Source organism: Methylobacterium oryzihabitans (assembly GCF_004004555.2).
Classification (GTDB): domain Bacteria; phylum Pseudomonadota; class Alphaproteobacteria; order Rhizobiales; family Beijerinckiaceae; genus Methylobacterium; species Methylobacterium oryzihabitans.
Map to the genome: position 1 here is coordinate 171563 of NZ_SACP01000006.1, position 20139 is coordinate 191701.

The following is a 20139-nucleotide window of genomic DNA, read 5'->3' on the forward strand; positions in this document are numbered from 1 at the left end:
GTATGAGGCGGCGGTCCGGGCTGCGTCAGCTCTCGCGCTCGAAGATCAGGTTGAGCCGGGTGCGGGCGAGGGGGCGGTAGCCGTAGCCGGTCAGCAGCGCCGCGAGATCGGTCTGCCACAGGTCGGTGCCGTCCTCGATCACGAGCAGGCGCGGGCGCAGGGCCGGGGGCGCCTCGCGCAGGAACGGGTCGAGGATCAGGTCCTCGGCGCCCTCGACGTCGAGCTTCATCGCGTCGATGCGGGTGATGCCCTCGCCGCGCACGAGGTCGAGCAGGGTGACGGCCGGCACCCGGATCGCGGCGTTCTCCTGCGTGCCGACGACCTTGAGGCTCGACTCGCCGCGGTTGCGCGGGTCGACGAACAGCGTCAGTTCGCCGGTCTTGTCGGCGATGGCGCAATCGACCGCCTTCACGGTGCCGAACGGGTTCTGGGCGATGTTGAAGGTCAGCTTGTCGAACACGTCCGGCTGCGGCTCGACCGCGAGGATCCGCGCTCCCGGTCCCGCCAGGGCGGCGACGAACAGGGCGTAGGCGCCGATATTGGCGCCGATGTCGAGGAAGACGCAGTCCGGCCCGAGCCGCTCGGCGAGGAGCCGGCGCTCCGCCGCATCGAAGAACTGCGGCGTGAACAGCACCTTCTTCTCGCAGTTGTTGTTGTAGGGGTGCAGCCGCATGCGCGCGCCGTAGCGCTCGACGTCGAGGGGACGGCCCTTGAGCAGGGTGATGGCGCAGCGGCGCAGGAACAGGGCGAGGCGGCGGCCGCTCCACGCCTCCTCGGGCAGGCGCTGGGTCTGCCCGACGATCCAGCGGACGAGGCCGGACGGGGCGTAGGTGCCGAAGGGCGGCGGGGTCTGTGACATGCGCGGGGTTCGTGAGGACCGGGGGCCGGGCCGGCGGCGGTCGCACCGCGGCCCCGGCCCGCGCCTGATGCCACCGCGGGGCGCCCGCCGCAACCGGACGGGCCTGTCTCGCGGCGGCACGGGCTGGTAGTCAGCGACCCTGTCCCGCACCTCCCGGAGCGCACGTCCCCCGATGCAGACCTTCGATTCCGCCGGCGTCCCGATCGCCTATCTCGACGCCGCGCCCGCGGACGGGGCCGGGGATCCGGTGCTGCTGATCCACGGCTTCGCCTCAAACCACGCGGTGAACTGGGTCAATACCGGCTGGGTCCGCACCCTGACCGGGGCCGGCCACCGGGTGGTCGCCCTCGACAACCGCGGCCACGGCCGCAGCGGCAAGCCCTACGACCCCGCGGCCTACGCCTCCGACGTGATGGCCGAGGACGCGCTGCGGCTGCTCGACCATCTCGGCATCGCGCGCGCCGACGTGATGGGCTACTCGATGGGCGCGCGGATCACCGCCCACCTCGCGCTGCTGCGGCCCGACCGCGTGCGCTCGGCCCTGCTCGGCGGGCTCGGCATCCATCTGGTCGAGGGCCGGGGCCTGCCGAGCGGCATCCCGGAGGCGATGGAGGCGCCGTCGAGCGAGGTCATCGCCGATCCGGTCGCGCGCTCGTTCCGGATCTTCGCCGAGCAGACCCGCAGCGACCTGCGCGCCCTCGCCGCCTGCATGCGCGGCTCGCGCCAGACCCTGTCGCGGGCCGAGGTGGTGGGGATCGAGATGCCGGTTCTGGTCTCGGTCGGCACCACCGACGACGTCGCCGGCTCCGGCCCGGCCCTCGCCGCGCTGATGCCGAACGCCCGCGCCCTCGACATCCCCAACCGCGACCACAACCTCGCGGTCGGCGACAAGGTCCACAAGCAGGGGGTGGTCGCGTTCCTGGCGGACCGGCCGTGAGCGCGATGTCTCATACGAAATCCGATTGATCGCTCGGCGATCCTGGCGGATCGCCTTCGCGATGCGGATTTCGGCTTCGCTCAAGCACCGCGCGGGCTGGTGATACGATTTTCGGAACTGATCGTCCGACAATCGTATCAGTGAAACCACGCCTGGGCCCGCTCGCGGCGGGCCCGGATGCTGGTCATCGCCACGCGCAGGATCTGCTGGTGGTGCTCGTCCTCCACCACCACCGCACCGTCGCGGCAGCACGGCCGGGCGTCGAGATCCGCCAGCAGGTCGGTCGCCAGCCGCGTCGCCCGTTCAAGGGCATCGGCCGGACAGTTCAGCGCAATTCCTTCCGTGTCCAGGATCAGCCGGGATCCGAGCTGGAAGTGGAAGTAATATATTGGCATGGCGAAGGCTTGAGTGGACGATTGTCTCGACGGACACTCCCTAAACGTTGTCACGCAATTCTCGATTGCACAACCTTGGATCGCAACGATTGCGGGTAATCTCGCGACTGCGAGACGGATCTGCGTATTCCGCCCCTCGTACGGCACCGCACAAACGAAAGAAGCCGCCCGGAGGGGCGGCTTCGTCGTCGGACACGAACGGGGTGGGGCGAGAGGTCAGGCCCGCAGGCGGGTGCGGACCTCGCCGAGGCTGCGGCGGACGAGGTCCTGGGCGGCGTCGCCGCTCATCCGCTCGCGCAGGATGGTCTCGGACACCCGCACCGCGGCGTCGGCGGCGGCGGCGCGCACCTCGGCGGCGGCCTGGGCCTCGGCCTGGGCGATCTTCGCCTCGGCGGCCTTGGTGCGGCGGGCGACGAACTCGTTCAGGCGGGCATGGCCCTCGGCGGCGGCGCGCTCGGCCTCCTCGCGGGCGCTCGCGACGATCGCGGCGGCCTCGCTCTCGGCGGCGGCGCGGCGGCGCTTGTAGTCGGCGAGGACGGAGGCCGCCTCCTCACGCAGGCGCCGCGCCTCGTCGAGTTCCTTGCGCACCCGGACGCCGCGGTGGTCGAGCGCCTCGATGAGCTTGTCGAAGCCCCCGACCTTCCACACGATGGCGACGAACACCACAAAGGCGACCGCGACCCAGAACTCCGCTTCCATCAGCATGACGTGATCCTTCAGGCGGGTCTCAGTGGACCGGACGCGCGCGGTCGTAGGCGGCCTCGACCGCGGCGCGGTCGGGGCTCTGCCCGGTGAGGCGCTCGACGATGGCGGCGGCGGTGTCGGTGGCGATCTCGCGCACGTTGCCCATCGCGGTCGCGGTGCGGCTGCGGATGGCGGCGTCGGATTCGGCGAGCTTGGCGGCGAGGTCGGCTTCGAGGGTCTTGCGACGCTCCTCGGCTTCCCCGGCGAGCTGGTCGCGGGTGGACTGGGCGATGCCCTTGGCCTTGTCCTGCGCCTCCTTGAGCGAGCGCTCGTAGGTCTCGCGGGCGCCGTCGGCCTCGGACTTCATCCGGCTCGCCTCGTCGAGGTCGGCGGCCAGGCGCGACTGGCGGTCGTGCAGGATTCCGGCGATGCGCGGCAGGGCGATGCGCGACATCAGGTAGTAGAGCAGCCCGAAGGCGAGGGCGAGCCAGAGGATCTGGGACGCGTAGGTGGTGCTGTTGAACGGCGGAAAGCCGGCGCCGTGCTCGGACATGGGCTCCTCGATGAGAGTACCGGTCTGGCCTGCGGGAGGGTGGGACTGCGCCATCGTGTCGTCCGGTTCGAGCGGGAGGCGGAGCGCCCTCTGGCGCCCGGCCGGTCTGGTCTTCGTCTGGTCGGCGCCGTTTCGGACGGCGCCGGGATCACCCGGCTCGGCCCTGGTCGGCAGAGCGCGCACCGGCCGGGACGACCGATGCGCGCGTCGGGTCCGGGAGGGTCCCGGACCGGAAGATCAGACCGCGAACAGCAGCAGCAGCGCGACGAGCAGCGAGAAGATGCCGAGCGCTTCCGTCAGCGCGAAGCCGAGGAGCAGGTTGGCGCGCTGGCCGTCGGCCGCCGAGGGGTTGCGCAGGGCGCCGGCGAAGAACTGGCCGAACAGGTTGCCGAGGCCCACGGCGGCGCCCGCCATGCCGAGGCAGGCGAGACCGGCGCCGATGTACTTCGCAGCAACGGGATCCATCAGAGTGCTCCTAAGGTCGTCTAGTCGTCTGGCGGGTGGGATCCGGCCGCGACACGGCGAACCGGGGTGGGAAACTTTTCTGGTGCCCGGGACGAGCGCGGCTCAGTGGCCCGGATGCAGCGCGTCGCTGAGGTAGATCGAGGTCAGCGTCGCGAAGACGTAGGCCTGCAGCACCGCGACCAGCATCTCGAGGGCGGTGACGGCGACCGACAGGGCGAGCGGCAGCGGCGACAGGATGCCCCAGACGCCGGCGGCGAGCAGCGCCGGCACGAAGCCCGCGAAGATCTTGAGCGCGATGTGGCCGGCCAGCATGTTGGCGAACAGACGCACCGAGAGGCTGATCGGCCGCGAGATGAACGACACCACCTCGATCACGACGATCAGCGGCTTGAGCCAGCCGGGGACGCCGGGGGGCACGAACAGGCCGAGGAAGTGGGTGCCGTGGGCCATGAAGCCGTAGATCACCACCGTCAGGATCACCACCAGGGCGAGCATGAAGGTCACGATGATGTGGCTCGTCACCGTGAAGGTGTAGGGGATCATGCCGAACAGGTTGCAGACCAGCACGAACATGAACAGCGAGAACACCAGCGGCACGAACCGCTCGCTGCCGTGGCCGGCGGACTGGTGCACGGTCGAGGCGATGAACTCGTAGAAGGTCTCGGCCATGGTCTGCATGCGGCCGGGCACCAGCGAGCGGCGGCTGGTCGCCGCGATGGTGAGCAGCGCGATCACGCCGACGGCGGCGAACATGTACAGGGCCGACTGGGTGAAGGCGATTTCCTGATGGCCGATATGGCCGAACGAGATCAGCGGCTTCAGCTCGAACTGGTGGATCGGATCCATCTTGACGGCCATGCCGGTCCCGCCCCTCATCTCGTTGGCGCCGCGGAGCCCCTCCGCCGCCTGGTTCGCGCTGGCGGATGCACGGCATCCACCGGATGATCAAGTCCCCGCCCGGTCTTTCTGCGTCCCGGGGGCCGAAAAAAACCCGGACACCCGCATGACATTGTAGATTCCGGCGCCGAATCCGAGCACGAGCAGCACGATCAGCCCCCAGGGTTTCGTCCCGAGATACCGGTCGCAGGCCCAGCCGAGGATGCCGCCCGCCAGCACGCCGGCCACGAACTCCGTCGAGAGACGCAGGGCGCGGCCGAGGGAGGAGGGTTCGCCGGGCGTCCCGTCACGCGCGACCGGGCCGGAGGCGGGGGGCCGCTGCCGGTCGATCTGCATTTCGAGACGCTTGAGCCTCGCGGAGAGATCGCTGTCGGGGTTCCGATCGGTGCCGTCGTCACCCCGCGGGTCGTTGCCGGTCATGGCGAAACCTCGCTGGGATGAGACGAAGAGATCCGATCCGGGCCCCTCAAGCGCGGCGCACCATAGTTTCGCCCATCTTGGGAGTCAAGGCGACCCCGGGTTCCGCTAAGTTGCTGGCGAAATTGGATATTTAGCCGTTTCGCGCCGCCCGCCCCCGCGCGGCCGGCGGCTCCGGGCGATCCTGCCCGCCGGACGCGACGAGGCTCCCGGAGCCGGCGGCGCGGCGACGGGAGCCTCGGGGAGCTGGAGCGGACCGGGACTACGCGCCGACGATCGGCTTGATGACCTTCTCCAGGCCGTCGATCGTCATCTCGCCGGAATACTTTTGGCCATTGATGAAGAAGGTCGGGGTGGCGTTGACCTTGTAGGTCGTCATCGCCCGCTCCTTCACGGTGTTGACGCCGTCGTAGAGCTTCTGGTCCTTGAGCACCGCCTCGAACCGCTCCTTCGAGAAGCCGGCCTGCCGCATCATCTGCTCGAGGGCATCGAGGGGCTTGGGCACGAAGGCCCAGTTCGCCTGCTGGTCGAACAGCATGTCGGTGATCGGGTAGTAGCGCGCGCCGTCGTCGGAGCGGGCCAGCATGAAGGCGGCGGTGGCGAGCGGGTCGAGGGGGAACTCGCGCAGGGTGAACCGCACCTTGCCGGTGTCGATCCAGCGCGACTTCAGCGCCGGCCAGGTGGTCTTGTGGAAGGCTGCGCAGTGCGAGCAGGTCATCGAGGCGTACTCGATGATCGTCACCTTGGCGTCGGCCGGGCCGAGCCAGGCGTCGCCGAGGGGGCCGGGCTGCATCAGCCCCTCGACGGAGGGGCCCTGGGCCAGGGCCGGAACCGTGAGACCGGGCAGGAGCAGGCCCGCCGCGGCCGCCGCGCCGCCGAGTGTCAGTGCATCGCGCCGGGTCATCATGGGGCGTCCTCCGCTCTGGGCTTCATCCGATGACGCCTGCGGTAGAATCCCGGCCGCCTCGTGGCAAGCCGACGCCCCGCCGCGGGCTCAAGCGGTCGGTCGTAAGCCGGCTCCGCTCACGCCCCGCGCCGGGCGCTCAGCACCGCGATCCCGAGCCGGTCGAGGGCGTCGCGCAACCCGTCCTCGCCGACGCGGGAGACCGCGAGCGCCACCTCGCCCCGCCGCAGCGGGTCGAGGGGCGGCGGCGCGGGCTTGCGCGGCCCCGGCCGGGCGATGCGGTCCTGGCGCAGGCTGATCCTGCCGACGCAGGCCCAGCCGTAATGGCGGTTGATGCGCTCGATCACCTGCGGGGCGAGGTGCTGCAACTCGAGCGCGAAGGCGCCGTCGACCCGCACGATCAGGGTGCCGGGGGCGGGCCGGCCGCGCTCCTGGGTCGCGCGCCGGCGCGGCCAGTCGAGCTTCTCCGGCTGGCAGGCCCGGGCGAGTCGCTCGCCGACGATGTCGGGCCACGACGCGATGATGTCGGTCGAGGCGAAGCCCTGCGCGGCGAAGACCGGGCCGAGGGACCGCTCGATGAGTTCGCTGAGGGGCTTGACCCGCGCCATCGTCTCCACGCCGCCACGCTGCCGGCGCCTCGTGGCGCCTCGCCGGAAAATCCCCGGCGGGGCCGCTCCCAAGGCCGGCGAAAACCAAGTAATCGGGCCGCCATGGTAGCGCCCGAACCGCCACGCTCAAAGCCCGAGGCGGCCGATCTCCTCGACTGGTACGACCGTCACCGCCGGGTGTTGCCCTGGCGCGCGCTGCCCGGCGTCGCGCCCGACCCGTACCGGGTCTGGCTGTCGGAGGTGATGCTCCAGCAGACCACCGTCGCGGCGGTGAAGCCGTACTTCGAAAAGTTCCTCGCCCGGTTCCCGACCGTCGCCGACCTCGCGGCGGCGCCCGAGGAGGCGGTGATGAGCGCCTGGGCCGGCCTCGGCTACTATTCCCGCGCCCGAAACCTGCACGCCTGCGCCCGTGCGGTGGCGGCGGCCGGGGGCTTCCCCGACACCGTCGAGGGCCTGCGCCGGCTGCCGGGCATCGGCGCCTACACGGCCGGCGCGATCGCGGCGATCGCCTTCGACCGGCCGGCGGCGGCGGTGGACGGCAACGTCGAGCGGGTGGTGTCGCGCCTGTTCGCGATCGAGACCCCGATCCCCGCCGCCCGGCCCGAGATCCGCCGCCTCGCCGAGACGCTGGTGCCGCGCGAGCGCCCGGGCGACTTCGCGCAAGCCGTGATGGATCTCGGCGCCACCCTGTGCACCCCGAAGCGCCCGGCCTGCGCCCTGTGCCCGTGGATGCGGCCGTGCCGCGCCCGGGCCGAGGGGTTGCAGGAGACGTTTCCGCGCAAGGTGAAGAAGGTGCCGGGCCAGTTGCGCCGCGGCGCCGCCTTCGTGGCGGTGCGGGCCGGCGACGGGGCGGTCTTGCTGCGCACCCGCCCGCCCGAGGGGCTGCTCGGCTCGATGGCCGAGCCGCCGACGAGCCCGTGGCTGCCCGATTACGACCCGGCCCGCGCCCTCCTCGACGCGCCCCTCGACGCGCGCTGGAAGCGCCTGCCCGGCATCGTGCGCCACGTCTTCACCCACTTCCCCCTCGAACTCACGGTGTTTCACGCCCGCGTCGCCGCCGGCACGCCGGCGCCCGAGGGCATGCGGTTCACCCCGGCCGCCGACCTCGCCGCCGAGCCGCTGCCCGGCGCGATGAAGAAGGTGCTGGCCCACGCCCTCGACACGCGGCTCGCCGCGGCGGCGCCGGCCGCCCCCGAGCCGCCGCCCGACCTCGCGACCCCGGCCCCCGCCGAGCCGCCGCCCCGGCGCGCGCCGGTCCCGAAGGTGCTGTCGCGCCGCCCGGCCGCCGCGGCGCCGGTGGTCAAGACCACCGGGCGCGGGCGGCCGAAGGGGCGGTGAGCGTGAAGAGGCGGCCGGCCGTAGCGCGTGCGACCGTCACGGACATCGGAGCGAGGCCGAGCGGTGTGGCCCGTGCAGAGGATCGGCATCGGCATGACCACGAAGCCATTCCGCGCCGTGCGCGACGAGGATGCGAAGCGTCTCGATCTCGTTCGCGCCCGCATCCGCCGCTCGCTGGACGATCCCCGTCCCGCGCTCAGCCTCGATGAGGTCGAGAGGAACTTGACGGTCCTGTTCGCCGCGGCTCGGACCGAACGTGGCCGTGCGTAGCCTGCGTATCGCGATCGAGCCCGGAGGGTCGGTGCCATCTTATATGGCGGCCACGCCCCGCCTCAGGCCGAGCGCATCCCCGCCCGCATCGTCCCGCGAAAATCGTCGATGCAGACCAGCTTGCCGGCGCGCTCGACGTGCCAGAACGTCCAGCCGTTGCAGGCCGGGAAGCCCTGGACGAGGGCGCCGATCTTGTGGATCGAGCCGGTGGCCGGGCCGGCCGCGAGGGTGCCGTCCGGGCGCACCAGCGCCTTGAAGCGCCGGCGTTCGTCGGTCAGCGTCTCGCCGGGGCGGACGTGGCCGGCCTCGATCACGCTCAGGAACGGCACCCGCGGCTCGGCGCGCTTCGTCGGGGCGGTGAGGAGGGCGGCGGTCGAGAGCGGCTCGACGGCGGCGATCCGCGCCCGCGCCGCCGCGGCGTAGGTCTCCTCGCGCTCGATACCGATGAAGCGCCGGCCGAGGCGCCTGGCCACCGCCCCGGTCGTGCCGGTGCCGAAGAACGGGTCGAGCACCACGTCGCCGGGATTCGAGGCCGAGAGCAGGGTGCGGGCGACCAGCGCCTCGGGCTTCTGCGTCGGGTGGACCTTGCGTCCGTCGGAGCCCTTCAGCCGCTCCTCGCCGGTGCAGAGCGGGATGAACCAGTCCGAGCGCATCTGGAGGTCCTCGTTGCCCCCCTTCAGCGCCTCGTAGTGGAAGGTGTAGCCCTTCTGCGGCGAGCGCGAGGCCCAGATCAGGGTCTCGTGGGCGTTGGTGAAGCGCTTGCCGCGGAAGTTCGGCATCGGGTTGGCCTTGCGCCACACGATGTCGTTCAGGATCCAGAAACCAAGATCCTGCAACGCGCTCCCGACCCGGAAGATGTTGTGGTACGACCCGATCACCCAGAGGGTCGCGGTCGGCTTCATCACCCGCCGGCACGCCGTGAGCCAGGCCCGGGTGAAGGTGTCGTAGGCCTCGAAGCTGGCGAACTGGTCCCAGTCGTCGTCGACCGCGTCGACGGCGCTCTGGTCGGGGCGCAGCAGCGAGCCCTCGCCGAGCTGGAGGTTGTAGGGCGGATCCGCGAAGACGAGGTCGACGCTCGCCGGCGGAAGCCGGTCGAGCGCCGCGAGGCAGTCGCCGACGATGACCTCGTCGAGGGGAAGGCGCTGGGTGGACGGGACGAGACCCATCCGCGGCGCCGACGCTGCCCGCCCGGGACGCGAGACTTGTTTCCGGGCGGCGGCGCCGGCGACCGCGGTACGCAGGGAAGCCATGGCAAACACCGTTACGCGACTGACCGGCAGACCATGACCCGGTTACGGTAAAGGCCGGGTTGCCCCCGGAAACATTTCACGTCTCGATTTGGGGCTGCAGTTTTTGCCGGGCTCCCTCGACCGGCTCCCCGCGACAGGTCCCGCCATGCTCTGCACGCAGTGCAGGGCACGCATGCGATGCTGGGCGGGAACCCGACGCCACCGCCCCGCGAGCCCACGGCCGGCGCGACTTGCGGATGCTGATGTTCCGCGCTCCGTCCGCGGTCGCGCAAGACGAGCCGACGAAAACTCACCTTCGCAAGTCTTTGTGCCTCACATCTTAACGATCGGGTAGGATATCGGGCGGCAATGGGGCCGCTCGTCGTCCCGTGCCGGTGGTCACATTTTCGTCCTGTTCGGCCTCGATTTGCCATCCCGACAGCAATGACAAGGGATGTCGGGATGATTGGCACGAAGTCTGTGCGCCGGTCGGTTGCGGTGGGTCTCGGGTGCGGTCTGGCTCTGGCCGGGACGCTCGATTTCGGTGACGTGTCCGCGGCGCACGCCCAGGACGGCCGGGCCTCCTGGTATGCATCCGGCTCACGCACGGCCAATGGCGAGCGCTTCAATCCGAACGGTCTCACCGCCGCCCACCGCAGCCTGCCCTTCGGCACCCGGGTGCGGGTCGTGAACCAGACCAACGGACGCGCCGTCGTCGTGCGCATCAACGATCGCGGACCCTTCGCCCATGGCCGCATCATCGACCTCAGCCGCGGTTCCGCCCGCGCCATCGGCATGAGCGGGATCAGCCGCGTCGCCCTGACCGTGGTCGAGTAGGGTCCGTCCACCGCGGAAAGTCGGCCCGCGACACTTCCGCCTCGCCATCGCGCTGATTAGGTAACCCGACGCGCGCCCGCCGATCCGCGCGGGGACCGCAGGGAGTCTCGGAAGCGATGGTGAAGCCCCTGGTCGTCGTGATTCCCCACCAGCTCGGCCGGGCCGAGGCGCGCCGTCGCCTCGAGACCGGCCTCGGCTCGGCCCAGGAGCTGCTCGGCAAGGCCGGCATCCGCATGGCGGAGGCGACGTGGCAGGGCGACCAGCTCAACTTCCTCGTCGGCGCCATGAACCAGAACGTCGACGGCCAGATCGACGTCGACGAGGATTCGGTCCGCGTCGAGGTGCGGATGCCGATGCTGCTGTCGCTGTTCGCCGGCAAGGTGCGGGCGCTGATCGACACCAACGGCACCAAGCTCCTGACGAAGAAGTAGGAACCGCATCCGTCGGGCCCGGTTACGGTGGGACACGCGAGAGGTGTCCCCATGTCCAATCCAGGCCCGGTTCCGGACCAGCCCTACGACCCGGTCCCGCCGGTGCAGCCGCCCGAGCCCCCGACCGGCCCGGCGGACGTGCCGAGCGAGGCCCCCGGCGAGCGTCCGGTCGAGATCCCGGTCAACGATCCCGGCCAGTCGCCGGCGATCACCCCCGACCCGTCGCCGACGGGCCCGGCCAACCCGACGATGTAGCGGCGATGCGGGGTCCGGGCGGGTTTTGCGTCCCGCCCGGGGCCTGCCATAAGCCGGCCCCATGGCCGCTCCCCCGCTCCTCACCCTGCAAGACGTCGCCCTCACCTTCGGCGGCACCCCCCTGATCGTCGGGGCCGACCTCGCCATCGCCCCCGGCGATCGGACCTGCCTCGTCGGCCGCAACGGCTCGGGCAAGTCGACGCTGCTGCGCATCGCCGCCGGCCTCGTCGAGCCCGACCGCGGCCGCCGCTTCGTCCAGCCCGGCGCCACGATCCGCTATCTCGCCCAGGAACCCGACTTCTCCGGCCACGCCACCGCCCTGTCCTTCGTCGAGGCCGGCCTCGGCCCGGGCGACGACGCCTACCGGGCGCGCTACCTGCTGGAGAGTCTCGGGCTGACCGGCGACGAGGACCCGGCCCGGATGTCGGGCGGCGAGTCGCGCCGGGCCGCCCTGGCCCAGGCGCTCGCGCCGGAGCCCGACATCCTCCTGCTCGACGAGCCGACCAACCATCTCGACCTGCCGGCGATCGAGTGGCTGGAGGCCGAGCTGAAGGGCAGCCGCGCCGCCCTGGTCCTCATCAGCCACGACCGCCGCTTCCTCCAGGCTTTGTCGCGGGCGACCGTGTGGCTCGACCGCGGCGTCACCCGCCGGATCGAGCAGGGCTTCTCCGCCTTCGAGGGCTGGCGCGACGCGTTCTTCGAGGAGGAGGAGCGCGACCGCCACAAGCTCGACCGCAAGATCGCCGCCGAGGAGGACTGGCTGCGCTACGGCGTCACTGCCCGGCGCAAGCGCAACGTCAAGCGGCTGGCCGGGCTGCACGACCTGCGCCGCCAGCGCAAGGAGCATCGCGGCCCGGTCGGCAGCGTCAGCCTGTCTTCGGGCGAGGCCGACGCGTCCGGCACCCTCGTGGTCGAGGCCCGCGACGCCGCCAAGAGCTACGACGAGCGCCCGATCGTGCGCGACCTGTCCCTGCGCATCGCCCGCGGCGACCGCCTCGGCATCGTCGGCGCCAACGGCGCCGGCAAGACCACCCTGGTCAACCTGCTCACCGGCCGGCTCGCGCCCGATTCGGGCGAGATCCGGCTGGGCGCCAACGTCACCCTCAACCTCATCGACCAGCGCCGGGCCGACCTCGACCCCGCGCAGACCGTGGCCGACGTGCTCACCGGCGGCGGCAGCGACAGCGTCACGGTCGGCGGCCAGAGCCGCCACGTCGTCGGCTACATGAAGGACTTCCTGTTCGCCCCCGAGCAGGCGCGCACGCCGGTCGGGGTGCTGTCGGGCGGCGAGCGCAACCGCCTGCTGATCGCCCGCGCGCTCGCCCGCCCGGCCAACCTCCTGGTGCTCGACGAGCCGACCAACGACCTCGACCTCGAAACCCTCGACCTGCTCCAGGAGATGCTCGGCGAGTCCTCCGCGACCCTGATCCTGGTGAGCCACGACCGCGACTTCCTCGACCGGGTGGTCGACACCGTCCTGATCGCGGAAGGGGAGGGGCGCTGGACCGCCTTCGCCGGCGGCTACAGCGACATGGTCGCCCAGCGCGGCGCCGGGGTGCAGGCCCGCACGGTCGCGGGCGCGCCCAGGCCGGAGCCGCGCCAGGGCGCGAAGCCCCCGCGCCGCGAGGACGCCGCCCCGCGGCGCAAGCTCGGCTTCCAGGAGCAGCACGAGCTGAAGACACTGCCGGGCCGGATCGACACCCTCTCGGCCAACGCCGCCAAGCTGCGCGCCGCCCTCGACGACCCCGGCCTCTACGCCCGCGATCCCGCTCGCTTCGCCAAGGTCTCGACCACGCTGGCGACGACCGAGGCCGACCTCGCCGCGGCCGAGGAGCGCTGGCTGACCCTCGAGATGCTGCGCGAGGAACTCGGCGGCTGAGGCGCGCCGGCCGGCGGCGGTTCGAGCGCCGCATCGCGGCGGCCCACGACTTGCGCCGGCGGCCCCGTGGACGACGTCCGATCCACAAATCGCCAGCATCCGCAGGGTCAAGACTTCGTTGCCCGGTTGCAACAATCCTATCCAAAGCCTTGCGGTGGGCCCCCGACTCCGCTGATCGATGTTGATCGACCGGCCCGCCTCGCACATGGTGTCTCTGCACCGGGGACAACCCGGAGGCGGTTCGGCCGATACCCGAAAATCGGGACGTCCGGACCGGAGGGGATAAGACTGGCGTGGTTCACGGTCCGCGAGGATCGCCGAGGCGCAGCCGATCACCCCAAAGGGTCTCGAAACTTTGGAGGTCTCGATGAAGCTCGTGAAGAGCCTTCTGCTGGGTTCGGCTGCCGGCCTGACCGTGGTGGCAGGGGCGAATGCTGCCGATCTGCCGATCAAGAAGGCGGCTCCTGTTGAGTACGTGCGTGTCTGCTCGGCCTATGGGGCCGGCTTCTTCTACATTCCCGGCACCGACACCTGCCTGCGCGTCTCCGGCCGCGCCCGGTTCGAAGCCACCTATTCCCAGGGCTACACCCGCAACGCCAACAGCGGCGACCTGATGGGTTACCGCGGCCTCGGCCGCCTCAACCTCGATGCCCGCACGCAGACCGCCTACGGCACCCTGCGCGCCTTCGTCCGCTTCGAGCTCGCCTCCCGCACCGGCGCCTACCTCAAGTCGGGTACGCAGGAGCGCAACGGCAACGCCTTCTCGGCGACCGGCGTCGACACCTTCAACCGCGTGCAGCAATACGTGAACGTCGACAAGGCGTTCATCCAGTTCGCCGGCCTCACCGCCGGTCGTGCGGCGTCGTTCTACGACTTCTACGCCCACGACTTCGAGATGATCGGCACCTCGCTGGGTTCCGACGTCGCCTCGACCAACCTGCTCGCCTACACCGCCACCTTCGGCAACGGTTTCTCGGCCACGCTGTCGGTCGAAGATCCGAACTTCCGCAAGAACCCGCTGTTCGGCACCGCGGTGGCTGGTAACCTCGCCAGCCAGTTCATCGTGTTCGGCAACAACGGCAACCTCAGCCCGGTCCTGGCCACCAACCCGGCCGGCGCCGTGGTCGGCGAGGCTTTCTACGACCTGCGCCAGACCTCGCGCATGCCCGACTTCGTCGGCGTCCTGCGCTACGACTCGGCCTGGGGCTCGGCCCAGCTGTCGGCCGCCGTCCACGAGCTGAACGCCGGCAACGCCGCGTCGGTCCTCGGCTTCAACGGTGTCGCGCTGCCGGCCGGTTCGGCGATCGCGCCGCGGGTGAACTCGGAGTACGGCTGGGCCGTGCAGGCCGGCGTGAAGATCAACATGCCGTTCATCGCCCCGGGCGACACCCTGTACCTGCAGGGCTCGTACGGCGAGGGCGCCCAGCTCTACACTGGCTACTCCCAGTACATCGGCACCTACACCGCCAGCGCCGGCAACGCGCCGGGTGCGGCCTTCGGCACCTTCTTCACCGACGCGGCGGTCAACCCGCTGACCGGCAAGATGGAGCTGTCGACCAGCTGGACGGTGGTCGGTTCGTACCTGCACTACTGGACGCCCGAGTGGCGCTCGGCGATCATCGGCAGCTACGGCGAGATGTCGTTCGGCTCGACCTCGCGCAACCTGCTGGGCGGCCTGAACTTCAACGGCCTCGGCAACCCGGTCAACAGCAACGCCTCGTTCCTGTTCAGCCCGGCCCTGCGCGACACCAGCCAGATCGTCGCCGGCGCGAGCCTGATCTGGTCGCCGGTGAAGGACCTCGATATCGGCGTCGAGGGTCTCTACAACCGCGTCGACATCAAGAACGGTCGCGTGTTCGACGCCAACAAGGGCGCCACGGCGGCTCTGGCGGCCGGCGTGAACGCCAACGGCCAACCGGTCACGGCGGCCGGTGCGGTGCTCGCCACCACCAACTACGCGGACACGTTCCAGGTCCGTATGCGCGTGCAGCGCGACTTCTAAGTCGCTTGCCATCGCGCGCCTGAACGGGGCCCCGGCATCGCCGGGGCCCTTTTTGCTGTCGGGGGCCTCGCCGGACGCCGCCTGCCATGAGGATGCCGGAAACGGCACGATGATCGTTCCGTCGGGCCGGAGGGCGGCCGGGAGGTGGCGATGCGTTCGATCGGCTGGGTCGCCGGGCTTCCGCTGCTCGCGGGGCTGTGGCTGGGCGGGACGCTGTGGGCCGAATCGGGGCTCGACGCCGATCTCGGCGAGGACGCCGCCGGCGTCGCCGAGGCGAGTCGGCCGGAGGGCGCAGAGCCGTGGCTGCGGGTCGAGCGGCGCGGCCGCGACCTCGTGGCGTTCGGCGAGGCGCCGGACGCCGCCGAACGGCGCGCTGCCCTCGACCGCCTCTCCGCCCTGCCGGGCCCGCGCCGGATCGTCGACCGCCTCGGCACTGTCGAATCGGTCTCGCCGTTCGTGTGGACCGCGACCCTGCGCGGCGCCGGCCGCCTCGACCTCGGCGGCTTCCGCCCGGCCGAGACCGGCCGCGCCGCCCTGCTGGCCGAGCTGTCCCCCGCCATTCCCGACACCCTCGCGGTGCGCGACCTCGCCCGGGCCGCCCGCGGCGCGCCGCCCGAATTCGCAAAGGGCGCAACCTTCCTGCTGGGCCAGACGGCGCGGCTCAAGCCCGGCGCCACCGGCTCGCTGAGCGACCGCACCCTGTCGCTGTCGGGCGAGGCCGCCTCGGTCGCCGATTACGCCGCCCTGCGGGAGGCGCTGTCGGCGCCGCCGGACGGATTCACGATCGGGACGGTCGCGGTCGAGCCGGCGGAGGTCGGCCGCTTCGTCTGGTCGGCGACCCGCCGCCCGGACGGTTCCCTGCGCCTCGACGGCTACGCGGTCTCGGAGGCCGCGCGGGCCGGCATCCTCGCCGCCGCCCGCGCCGCCGCCGACGGTGCTCCGGTCGAGGACGGCATGCGGATCGCCCGCGGGCTGCCGCCGGGCCTCGACGGCCGCGCCCTGATCGAGCGCGCCTTCGCGGCGCTGGCCCTGCTGTGCGAGGGCACGGTGTCGCTCGACGGCGGCGCCCTGTCGGTGCGCGGCGCGGCGCTCGACGCCCAGGCCCTGCGCGAGGCCGACGCCCTCACCACCGGCAGCCTGCCGGAGGGCATGAGCCGCGGCAGCGTCGCCCTCACGGCGAGCGCGGTCTCGCCCTACGTCGTCACGATCCGGCGCGACGTCGACAGCCTGTCGCTCGCCGGGCACCTGCCCGACGCCGAGAGCCGGGCTGCCCTCGTCGCCGCCCTGCGCCAGCAGAGCTTCGGCGAGCGGATCATCGACCGCACCCGCACCGCCGAGGGCGCGCCGGCCGGCCTCGTCGCGGCCCTGCGCGGGGCGATCCCGGTCCTCGGCCAGCTCGCCAGGGGCGAACTGGTCGCCCGCGACGCGAGCCTGAGCCTGACCGGCGAGAGCCTGTACCCGGAGGCGGCGCGCCGCCTCGCCGGCCTCGGGCCGCAGCTCGCCCCCGCCGGAGGCGCGGCTCGGCGCCGAGGCGTGCCGCACGGCGCTGGCCGGGCGCATCACCGCCCGGCCGGTGCGGTTCGCGCCGGGCAGCGCCGACCTGCGGCCCGACTTCTACCCGGTGCTCGACGACCTCGCGGCCCTGGCCCTGACCTGCCCGGGCGAGCGCTTCACCGTCGCGGGCCACGACGACCCGCCCGGCACCGCACCGGCCCCCGAGCCGAAGCCGGTCCCGGTGAAGGATCAGGCCAAGGATCAGGCCAAGGATCAGGCCAAGGGCAAGGGCCGGGCGGCGAAGCCCGAGGCGGCGCCGGCCGCCGCGATGCCGGATCCCGGCCTGCCGCAGCGCCGCGCCGCGGTCATCGTCGACTACCTGCTCAAGGCCGGGATCGGCGCCGACCGGATCGCCCCGGTTCCGGCCAGCGACCCGCCGGCCGAGGCCCGGGCGGTCGTGTTCTCCCTGCGCTCCTGAGGAGGTCCGTCGTGACGATCCTGCTCGCCGCCCTGTGGCCGGCGCTCCTCACCGCGCTCCTCCTCGGCGGCGTCGCCGGGTACTGGGCCGGCCTGCCCGCCGGCCGCCTCGCCCGCGCCGGGGCCGCCCTGGTGACGGGGCTCGCCCTCGCGGCCGGCGCGGTCGCGGTCGCCGGTCTCGTGCCGGGCCGCTCCGGCCTGTGGGTCGAGACCGCCGCGCTCCTGCTCGCGGCCTATCTCGCCGGCTGCCTCGTCGGCGGCGGCCTGTCTCACGCCGCCGGGCCGAGCGCCTCGCAGCGATAGGCGCCATAGGCGCCGCGGGCGAGCCGTTCGGCCAGCGCCGGCAGCACGGTCTCGGCCTCCTCGCGCAGGGTATAGGGCGGGTTGACCACGATCAGCCCGCTGCCGGTGAGGCGCGACGGGTCGTCCGGGCGGTCGATCATCAGGTCGAGGCGCAGCGCCGGCCGGCCGAGCGCCGCGTCGAGGCCGGCGGCGAGCCGGTCGATCGCCGCCACCTCCTTGATCGGATACCACGCGAGGTAGATGCCGGTCGGCCACTTCGCGACCGCCCGGGTGAGGTCGCGCCCGAGCCGGTCGAGTTCGCCGCCGACCTCGTAGGGCGGGTCGATCAGCACGAGGCCGCGGCGCTCCTTCGGCGGGATCAGGGCGGGCAGGGCGGTCCAGCCGTCGAGATTCATCACCTTGGTGCGGGGATCGCGGTTGAACCGCTCGCGCAGCACCGCCCCGTCGGCGGGGTGCAACTCGACGAACACGCCCTGGTCGCCGGGGCGCAGGAACTCGCGGATCAGCGCCGGGGAGCCCGGATAGGTCCGCGGCCCGTGCCGCTCCCGCACCGCCGCCACCGCCTCGCGGTAGGGGGCGAGCAGCGCCTCGACCTCGGGGGCGAACGGCAGGTCGAGCCGGCCCCAGCCGTCGCGCCACTCGCCGGTGCGCTCGGCCTCGTCGGCGGCGAGGTCGTAGAAGCCGAGCCCGGCATGGGTGTCGATCGCCCGGAACGGCGCCGGCTTGCGCTGGAGGTAGGCGAGCACCCGGGCGAGCACGAGATGCTTGAGCACGTCGGCATGGTTGCCGGCGTGAAAGGCGTGGCGGTAATTCACGAACTCCGTCCCCGTGTGGCCGGCCGGTCCGGATCGGTGTCGGCGGCGGCCGGCGAAGTCCGTATCATCGCCCCATGCCCCGTGACGACCTCATCGCCCGGCTCGAGCGGGCCGAAGCCGCCTTGCGGAGGGCCGGCGTCGCGCACCTCTCTCTTCGGCTCCTGCGCCCGCGGCGAGGCACGGGAGGGCTCGGACGTCGACGTCTTCGTCGGCCTGGAGCCGACCTCACTCACGCGCCGTGCGGGCGGTTGATGAGCTGTCCGGAACCAATCGTCCGAAAATCGTATCAAAGGCTAATTCGAGGTGTCGCAGATCAGGCGCGTTTGTCCCCCCTCGACGTCGAGTGTGACCGACTGGTCCGCGCCGGTTTCGCCAGCCTGAAAGCGCCGCTTGAGCAGGCGCTTAGCTCGCGCAATGTCCTGGTCAAGGACCTGGGCGACCTTGGATCGCGATGCCGAGAAGCGCACGATCGTCATATCGTAGCCGTTCTCATTGCCGAACACGAACTCGACGGCGCTGACCGGCAGCGACCGGAAAGTGCCAGACAGTGGCACAAGCACTAACGTATATTCGCCCTTGTTTTTCGCAGAGATGGAACCCAGTGCCGGCTTGATCTCTGTCGGAGCTGTGACTGGAGTATTAGATTTTAGGCGCTTCCCATTTGCATCATGTCCATACCGGTCGGCAAGCGACGTTCTGAATTGCTCGAATGACTTCGATCCCTGGCATCGAGGCAAAATTCCAGAGAAGAAGGTGTCGAGTACGATCGTGTTCTCGGCCCGCAGTGACGTCGTCGTTCCGGCAAGACAGGCCAGTGCAACCCCTGAAACAAGGCCCCATTGCATGAGCGACCTCGCTGCTCTAAAGTCCACGTTAAGATGCCTGTTTGGAACAATCAGTCAACGACTCTTTGGTTGGGCGCCTGGAGATTCGAACAATGCCTGTTTTCTATGGCCGGCTCGCGTCGACGATTGTGCTCGCTGTCTGTCTTGCGGGCAGTTTCTCCGAGGCGTCGGCGACCTCTGCTCGAATCACTATGGGCCCAGGCGGACGAGTGACGGGGATACAAAACCTAGTCCCGCGAGACGAGTGCTTCCCAGCAACGATTCAAGGGCGAGTCGTCAAACGCGACTTCGATCGCAGCGGATTATATTTAGCGGGAATTGTTGTGGAAGAAAAAAAGGGGACCCGCACATTCATCAATGTTGATAATGAGTATGTTGATAAAGATGCGGTCACCACAGCGCGCACGAAAAGCGCGCTGGAAGAGATGCTTGCCATCGGAAAAAAGGTCAATCTTGGTGTTTACGCCTGTGGGGCGGCCGGCAGAACTTTGAACGTTCACTCGGTAAAAGTCGCTCGATAATGAGCATGGATTAACGATCGAGTAAAATTCATCCGGGCATCCGACCTGATGCGCATCCCGGCGCACGAGACGATCGGCGAGAACGCCTCGGCTCTGACCGACATCACGCCCTGGGATGGTCGGATTGGTCAGGGCCATTGTACCGCGCCACCTCCGGACAGGGGCGAAGCCGCGCCGGACCTCGGCCTTCAGCGCGGACCGGCTCCGGAGAGCGGCCGACACCCGGTAGAACAGGACCTGGGAACACGGAGCCAGCACCACGCGTCGGGCCGCCGGCCGGCTGATCGCCTGTCCCGCGTGAGGATGCTCCCGGATCAGCGCTGCCGCGGCGAGGATGCGGTCCCGCAACCCTGCGGCGCCCCCGGGCGATCGCGCCGCGAGGGAGGACAGGGCGTCCTCGATCTGCCGGAGCGCGGTGCTGGTGTAGCGCAGCCTCAGGGACGGAATTTCGTGAAGACGGCGTCGACCTCGGCGGTCGTGGCCAGTTCTCCGCGCGCAATCTCGGCCTCGGCCTCGATCAGGTCGACCTCCTCCTCGGGAGTGAGCCGGTAGATCGCCTCTTCGTCGCCGGCCAGACGGAGCAGGATCCGCGCGAGCTCGTCCTGCTGGCTGGAGGGAAGAGCGCGCACGCGCTGGACGGCTCGATCGAGAAGCTCTGTCATCCCGGTATCATGCACGTCATCGTCGCGCACGAGAAGCGACATCCCATCACGAGCTTGGCGAT

Annotated in this window: 24 protein-coding genes; 11 read left to right on the forward strand and 13 right to left on the reverse strand. The window is 71.2% G+C overall.

What is annotated here, in order from left to right:
• Positions 1–25: 25 nt before the first annotated feature.
• The gene (locus tag EOE48_RS08625) at positions 26–859 is read right to left on the reverse strand and encodes an FkbM family methyltransferase (RefSeq protein WP_127728388.1); all 834 of its coding nucleotides are present in this window, start codon (positions 857–859) and stop codon (positions 26–28) included.
• A 172-nt stretch (positions 860–1031) separates the two neighbouring features.
• Between EOE48_RS08625 and EOE48_RS08630 the strand changes: the two genes are divergently transcribed.
• Complete coding sequence (locus EOE48_RS08630; protein ID WP_127728389.1) at positions 1032–1796, forward strand: alpha/beta fold hydrolase; 765 nt, start codon at positions 1032–1034, stop codon at positions 1794–1796.
• A 137-nt stretch (positions 1797–1933) separates the two neighbouring features.
• Here EOE48_RS08630 and EOE48_RS08635 read toward each other — a convergent pair whose 3' ends face one another.
• The 8 genes from EOE48_RS08635 to EOE48_RS08670 all read right to left on the reverse strand — a co-directional run bounded on the left by EOE48_RS08635 (position 1934) and on the right by EOE48_RS08670 (position 6719).
• Complete coding sequence (locus tag EOE48_RS08635; RefSeq protein WP_127728390.1) at positions 1934–2191, reverse strand: DUF6894 family protein; 258 nt, start codon at positions 2189–2191, stop codon at positions 1934–1936.
• A 216-nt stretch (positions 2192–2407) separates the two neighbouring features.
• On the reverse strand, positions 2408–2893 hold the full coding sequence (locus EOE48_RS08640; RefSeq protein ID WP_187371354.1) for a F0F1 ATP synthase subunit B family protein: 486 nt from the start codon (positions 2891–2893) through the stop codon (positions 2408–2410).
• A 25-nt stretch (positions 2894–2918) separates the two neighbouring features.
• Positions 2919–3482 carry a F0F1 ATP synthase subunit B gene (locus EOE48_RS08645; protein ID WP_127728392.1) on the reverse strand — a complete coding sequence of 188 codons (564 nt, stop codon included), beginning with the start codon at positions 3480–3482 and terminating at the stop codon, positions 2919–2921.
• Between the two features lie 183 nt (positions 3483–3665).
• A complete protein-coding gene (locus tag EOE48_RS08650; RefSeq protein WP_127728393.1) occupies positions 3666–3893 on the reverse strand; it encodes a F0F1 ATP synthase subunit C in 228 nt (75 codons plus the stop codon).
• Positions 3894–3995: 102 nt separating this feature from the next.
• A complete protein-coding gene (locus EOE48_RS08655) occupies positions 3996–4751 on the reverse strand; it encodes a F0F1 ATP synthase subunit A (RefSeq protein WP_127728394.1) in 756 nt (251 codons plus the stop codon).
• An 87-nt stretch (positions 4752–4838) separates the two neighbouring features.
• On the reverse strand, positions 4839–5210 hold the full coding sequence (locus EOE48_RS08660) for an AtpZ/AtpI family protein (RefSeq protein WP_127728395.1): 372 nt from the start codon (positions 5208–5210) through the stop codon (positions 4839–4841).
• Between the two features lie 259 nt (positions 5211–5469).
• Positions 5470–6114: a DsbA family protein gene (locus tag EOE48_RS08665; RefSeq protein WP_127728396.1), complete on the reverse strand. Its 645-nt coding sequence runs from the start codon at positions 6112–6114 to the stop codon at positions 5470–5472.
• A gap of 116 nt (positions 6115–6230) precedes the next feature.
• Positions 6231–6719, reverse strand: coding sequence for a DUF721 domain-containing protein (locus EOE48_RS08670; protein WP_127728397.1), 489 nt, complete (start codon positions 6717–6719; stop codon positions 6231–6233).
• Positions 6720–6821: 102 nt separating this feature from the next.
• Between EOE48_RS08670 and mutY the strand changes: the two genes are divergently transcribed.
• A complete protein-coding gene (gene mutY, locus EOE48_RS08675; protein ID WP_127728398.1) occupies positions 6822–8057 on the forward strand; it encodes an A/G-specific adenine glycosylase in 1236 nt (411 codons plus the stop codon).
• A 93-nt stretch (positions 8058–8150) separates the two neighbouring features.
• On the forward strand, positions 8151–8327 hold the full coding sequence (locus tag EOE48_RS08680) for a hypothetical protein (RefSeq protein ID WP_246154048.1): 177 nt from the start codon (positions 8151–8153) through the stop codon (positions 8325–8327).
• A gap of 62 nt (positions 8328–8389) precedes the next feature.
• Here EOE48_RS08680 and EOE48_RS08685 read toward each other — a convergent pair whose 3' ends face one another.
• Positions 8390–9577, reverse strand: coding sequence for a site-specific DNA-methyltransferase (locus EOE48_RS08685; RefSeq protein ID WP_127728400.1), 1188 nt, complete (start codon positions 9575–9577; stop codon positions 8390–8392).
• A 441-nt stretch (positions 9578–10018) separates the two neighbouring features.
• On the opposite strand from EOE48_RS08685, the gene EOE48_RS08690 reads away from it, so the two are divergent.
• The 6 genes from EOE48_RS08690 (at position 10019) to EOE48_RS08715 (ending at position 17234) form a co-directional block, all read left to right on the forward strand.
• Positions 10019–10393 carry a septal ring lytic transglycosylase RlpA family protein gene (locus EOE48_RS08690; RefSeq protein WP_127728401.1) on the forward strand — a complete coding sequence of 125 codons (375 nt, stop codon included), beginning with the start codon at positions 10019–10021 and terminating at the stop codon, positions 10391–10393.
• 116 nt (positions 10394–10509) lie between these two features.
• On the forward strand, positions 10510–10824 hold the full coding sequence (locus EOE48_RS08695) for a polyhydroxyalkanoic acid system family protein (protein WP_127728402.1): 315 nt from the start codon (positions 10510–10512) through the stop codon (positions 10822–10824).
• 51 nt (positions 10825–10875) lie between these two features.
• Positions 10876–11079 (forward strand): hypothetical protein, encoded by a 204-nt coding sequence (locus tag EOE48_RS08700; RefSeq protein ID WP_127728403.1) that lies wholly within the window; start codon positions 10876–10878, stop codon positions 11077–11079.
• Between the two features lie 61 nt (positions 11080–11140).
• Complete coding sequence (locus EOE48_RS08705) at positions 11141–12958, forward strand: ABC-F family ATP-binding cassette domain-containing protein (RefSeq protein ID WP_127728404.1); 1818 nt, start codon at positions 11141–11143, stop codon at positions 12956–12958.
• A gap of 367 nt (positions 12959–13325) precedes the next feature.
• On the forward strand, positions 13326–14960 hold the full coding sequence (locus EOE48_RS08710) for a porin (protein WP_127728405.1): 1635 nt from the start codon (positions 13326–13328) through the stop codon (positions 14958–14960).
• A gap of 150 nt (positions 14961–15110) precedes the next feature.
• Positions 15111–17234, forward strand: a complete 2124-nt coding sequence (locus EOE48_RS08715; RefSeq protein WP_246154052.1) for a flagellar motor protein MotB — start codon at positions 15111–15113, stop codon at positions 17232–17234.
• On the opposite strand, the gene EOE48_RS08725 is transcribed toward EOE48_RS08715, so the two are convergent.
• Complete coding sequence (locus EOE48_RS08725) at positions 17201–18049, reverse strand: 23S rRNA (adenine(2030)-N(6))-methyltransferase RlmJ (RefSeq protein WP_127728407.1); 849 nt, start codon at positions 18047–18049, stop codon at positions 17201–17203. The two genes, EOE48_RS08715 and EOE48_RS08725, sit on opposite strands and share 34 nt — an antisense overlap.
• Between EOE48_RS08725 and EOE48_RS30465 the strand changes: the two genes are divergently transcribed.
• Positions 18014–18301 carry a nucleotidyltransferase family protein gene (locus EOE48_RS30465; protein WP_425463639.1) on the forward strand — a complete coding sequence of 96 codons (288 nt, stop codon included), beginning with the start codon at positions 18014–18016 and terminating at the stop codon, positions 18299–18301. The two genes, EOE48_RS08725 and EOE48_RS30465, sit on opposite strands and share 36 nt — an antisense overlap.
• Positions 18302–18342: 41 nt before the next feature.
• Here the strand turns inward: EOE48_RS30465 and EOE48_RS08735 are convergent, their stop codons facing one another.
• Positions 18343–18894: a hypothetical protein gene (locus EOE48_RS08735; protein ID WP_127728409.1), complete on the reverse strand. Its 552-nt coding sequence runs from the start codon at positions 18892–18894 to the stop codon at positions 18343–18345.
• Positions 18895–18986: 92 nt separating this feature from the next.
• Between EOE48_RS08735 and EOE48_RS08740 the strand changes: the two genes are divergently transcribed.
• Complete coding sequence (locus EOE48_RS08740; RefSeq protein WP_127728410.1) at positions 18987–19415, forward strand: hypothetical protein; 429 nt, start codon at positions 18987–18989, stop codon at positions 19413–19415.
• Positions 19416–19849: 434 nt separating this feature from the next.
• On the opposite strand, the gene EOE48_RS08745 is transcribed toward EOE48_RS08740, so the two are convergent.
• Entirely contained in the window at positions 19850–20107 is a 258-nt protein-coding gene (locus EOE48_RS08745; RefSeq protein ID WP_425463637.1) for a hypothetical protein, read from the reverse strand.
• Positions 20108–20139: the final 32 nt, after the last annotated feature.

Excerpts from the sequence above, each read along its gene's own strand:
- EOE48_RS08735 (WP_127728409.1), bottom strand. The coding sequence starts at position 18,894 with ATGCAATGGGGCCTTGTTTCAGGGGTTGCACTGGCCTGTCTTGCCGGA.
- mutY (WP_127728398.1), top strand. The coding sequence starts at position 6,822 with ATGGTAGCGCCCGAACCGCCACGCTCAAAGCCCGAGGCGGCCGATCTC.
- EOE48_RS08700 (WP_127728403.1), top strand. The coding sequence starts at position 10,876 with ATGTCCAATCCAGGCCCGGTTCCGGACCAGCCCTACGACCCGGTCCCG.
- EOE48_RS08740 (WP_127728410.1), top strand. The coding sequence starts at position 18,987 with ATGCCTGTTTTCTATGGCCGGCTCGCGTCGACGATTGTGCTCGCTGTC.
- EOE48_RS08680 (WP_246154048.1), top strand. The coding sequence starts at position 8,151 with ATGACCACGAAGCCATTCCGCGCCGTGCGCGACGAGGATGCGAAGCGT.
- EOE48_RS08665 (WP_127728396.1), bottom strand. The coding sequence starts at position 6,114 with ATGATGACCCGGCGCGATGCACTGACACTCGGCGGCGCGGCGGCCGCG.
- EOE48_RS08710 (WP_127728405.1), top strand. The coding sequence starts at position 13,326 with ATGAAGCTCGTGAAGAGCCTTCTGCTGGGTTCGGCTGCCGGCCTGACC.
- EOE48_RS08650 (WP_127728393.1), bottom strand. The coding sequence starts at position 3,893 with ATGGATCCCGTTGCTGCGAAGTACATCGGCGCCGGTCTCGCCTGCCTC.
- EOE48_RS08660 (WP_127728395.1), bottom strand. The coding sequence starts at position 5,210 with ATGACCGGCAACGACCCGCGGGGTGACGACGGCACCGATCGGAACCCC.
- EOE48_RS08655 (WP_127728394.1), bottom strand. The coding sequence starts at position 4,751 with ATGGCCGTCAAGATGGATCCGATCCACCAGTTCGAGCTGAAGCCGCTG.
- EOE48_RS08690 (WP_127728401.1), top strand. The coding sequence starts at position 10,019 with ATGATTGGCACGAAGTCTGTGCGCCGGTCGGTTGCGGTGGGTCTCGGG.
- EOE48_RS08625 (WP_127728388.1), bottom strand. The coding sequence starts at position 859 with ATGTCACAGACCCCGCCGCCCTTCGGCACCTACGCCCCGTCCGGCCTC.
- EOE48_RS08645 (WP_127728392.1), bottom strand. The coding sequence starts at position 3,482 with ATGGCGCAGTCCCACCCTCCCGCAGGCCAGACCGGTACTCTCATCGAG.
- EOE48_RS08685 (WP_127728400.1), bottom strand. The coding sequence starts at position 9,577 with ATGGCTTCCCTGCGTACCGCGGTCGCCGGCGCCGCCGCCCGGAAACAA.
- EOE48_RS08705 (WP_127728404.1), top strand. The coding sequence starts at position 11,141 with ATGGCCGCTCCCCCGCTCCTCACCCTGCAAGACGTCGCCCTCACCTTC.
- EOE48_RS30465 (WP_425463639.1), top strand. The coding sequence starts at position 18,014 with ATGGTTGCCGGCGTGAAAGGCGTGGCGGTAATTCACGAACTCCGTCCC.
- EOE48_RS08715 (WP_246154052.1), top strand. The coding sequence starts at position 15,111 with ATGCGTTCGATCGGCTGGGTCGCCGGGCTTCCGCTGCTCGCGGGGCTG.
- EOE48_RS08630 (WP_127728389.1), top strand. The coding sequence starts at position 1,032 with ATGCAGACCTTCGATTCCGCCGGCGTCCCGATCGCCTATCTCGACGCC.
- EOE48_RS08635 (WP_127728390.1), bottom strand. The coding sequence starts at position 2,191 with ATGCCAATATATTACTTCCACTTCCAGCTCGGATCCCGGCTGATCCTG.
- EOE48_RS08670 (WP_127728397.1), bottom strand. The coding sequence starts at position 6,719 with ATGGCGCGGGTCAAGCCCCTCAGCGAACTCATCGAGCGGTCCCTCGGC.
- EOE48_RS08695 (WP_127728402.1), top strand. The coding sequence starts at position 10,510 with ATGGTGAAGCCCCTGGTCGTCGTGATTCCCCACCAGCTCGGCCGGGCC.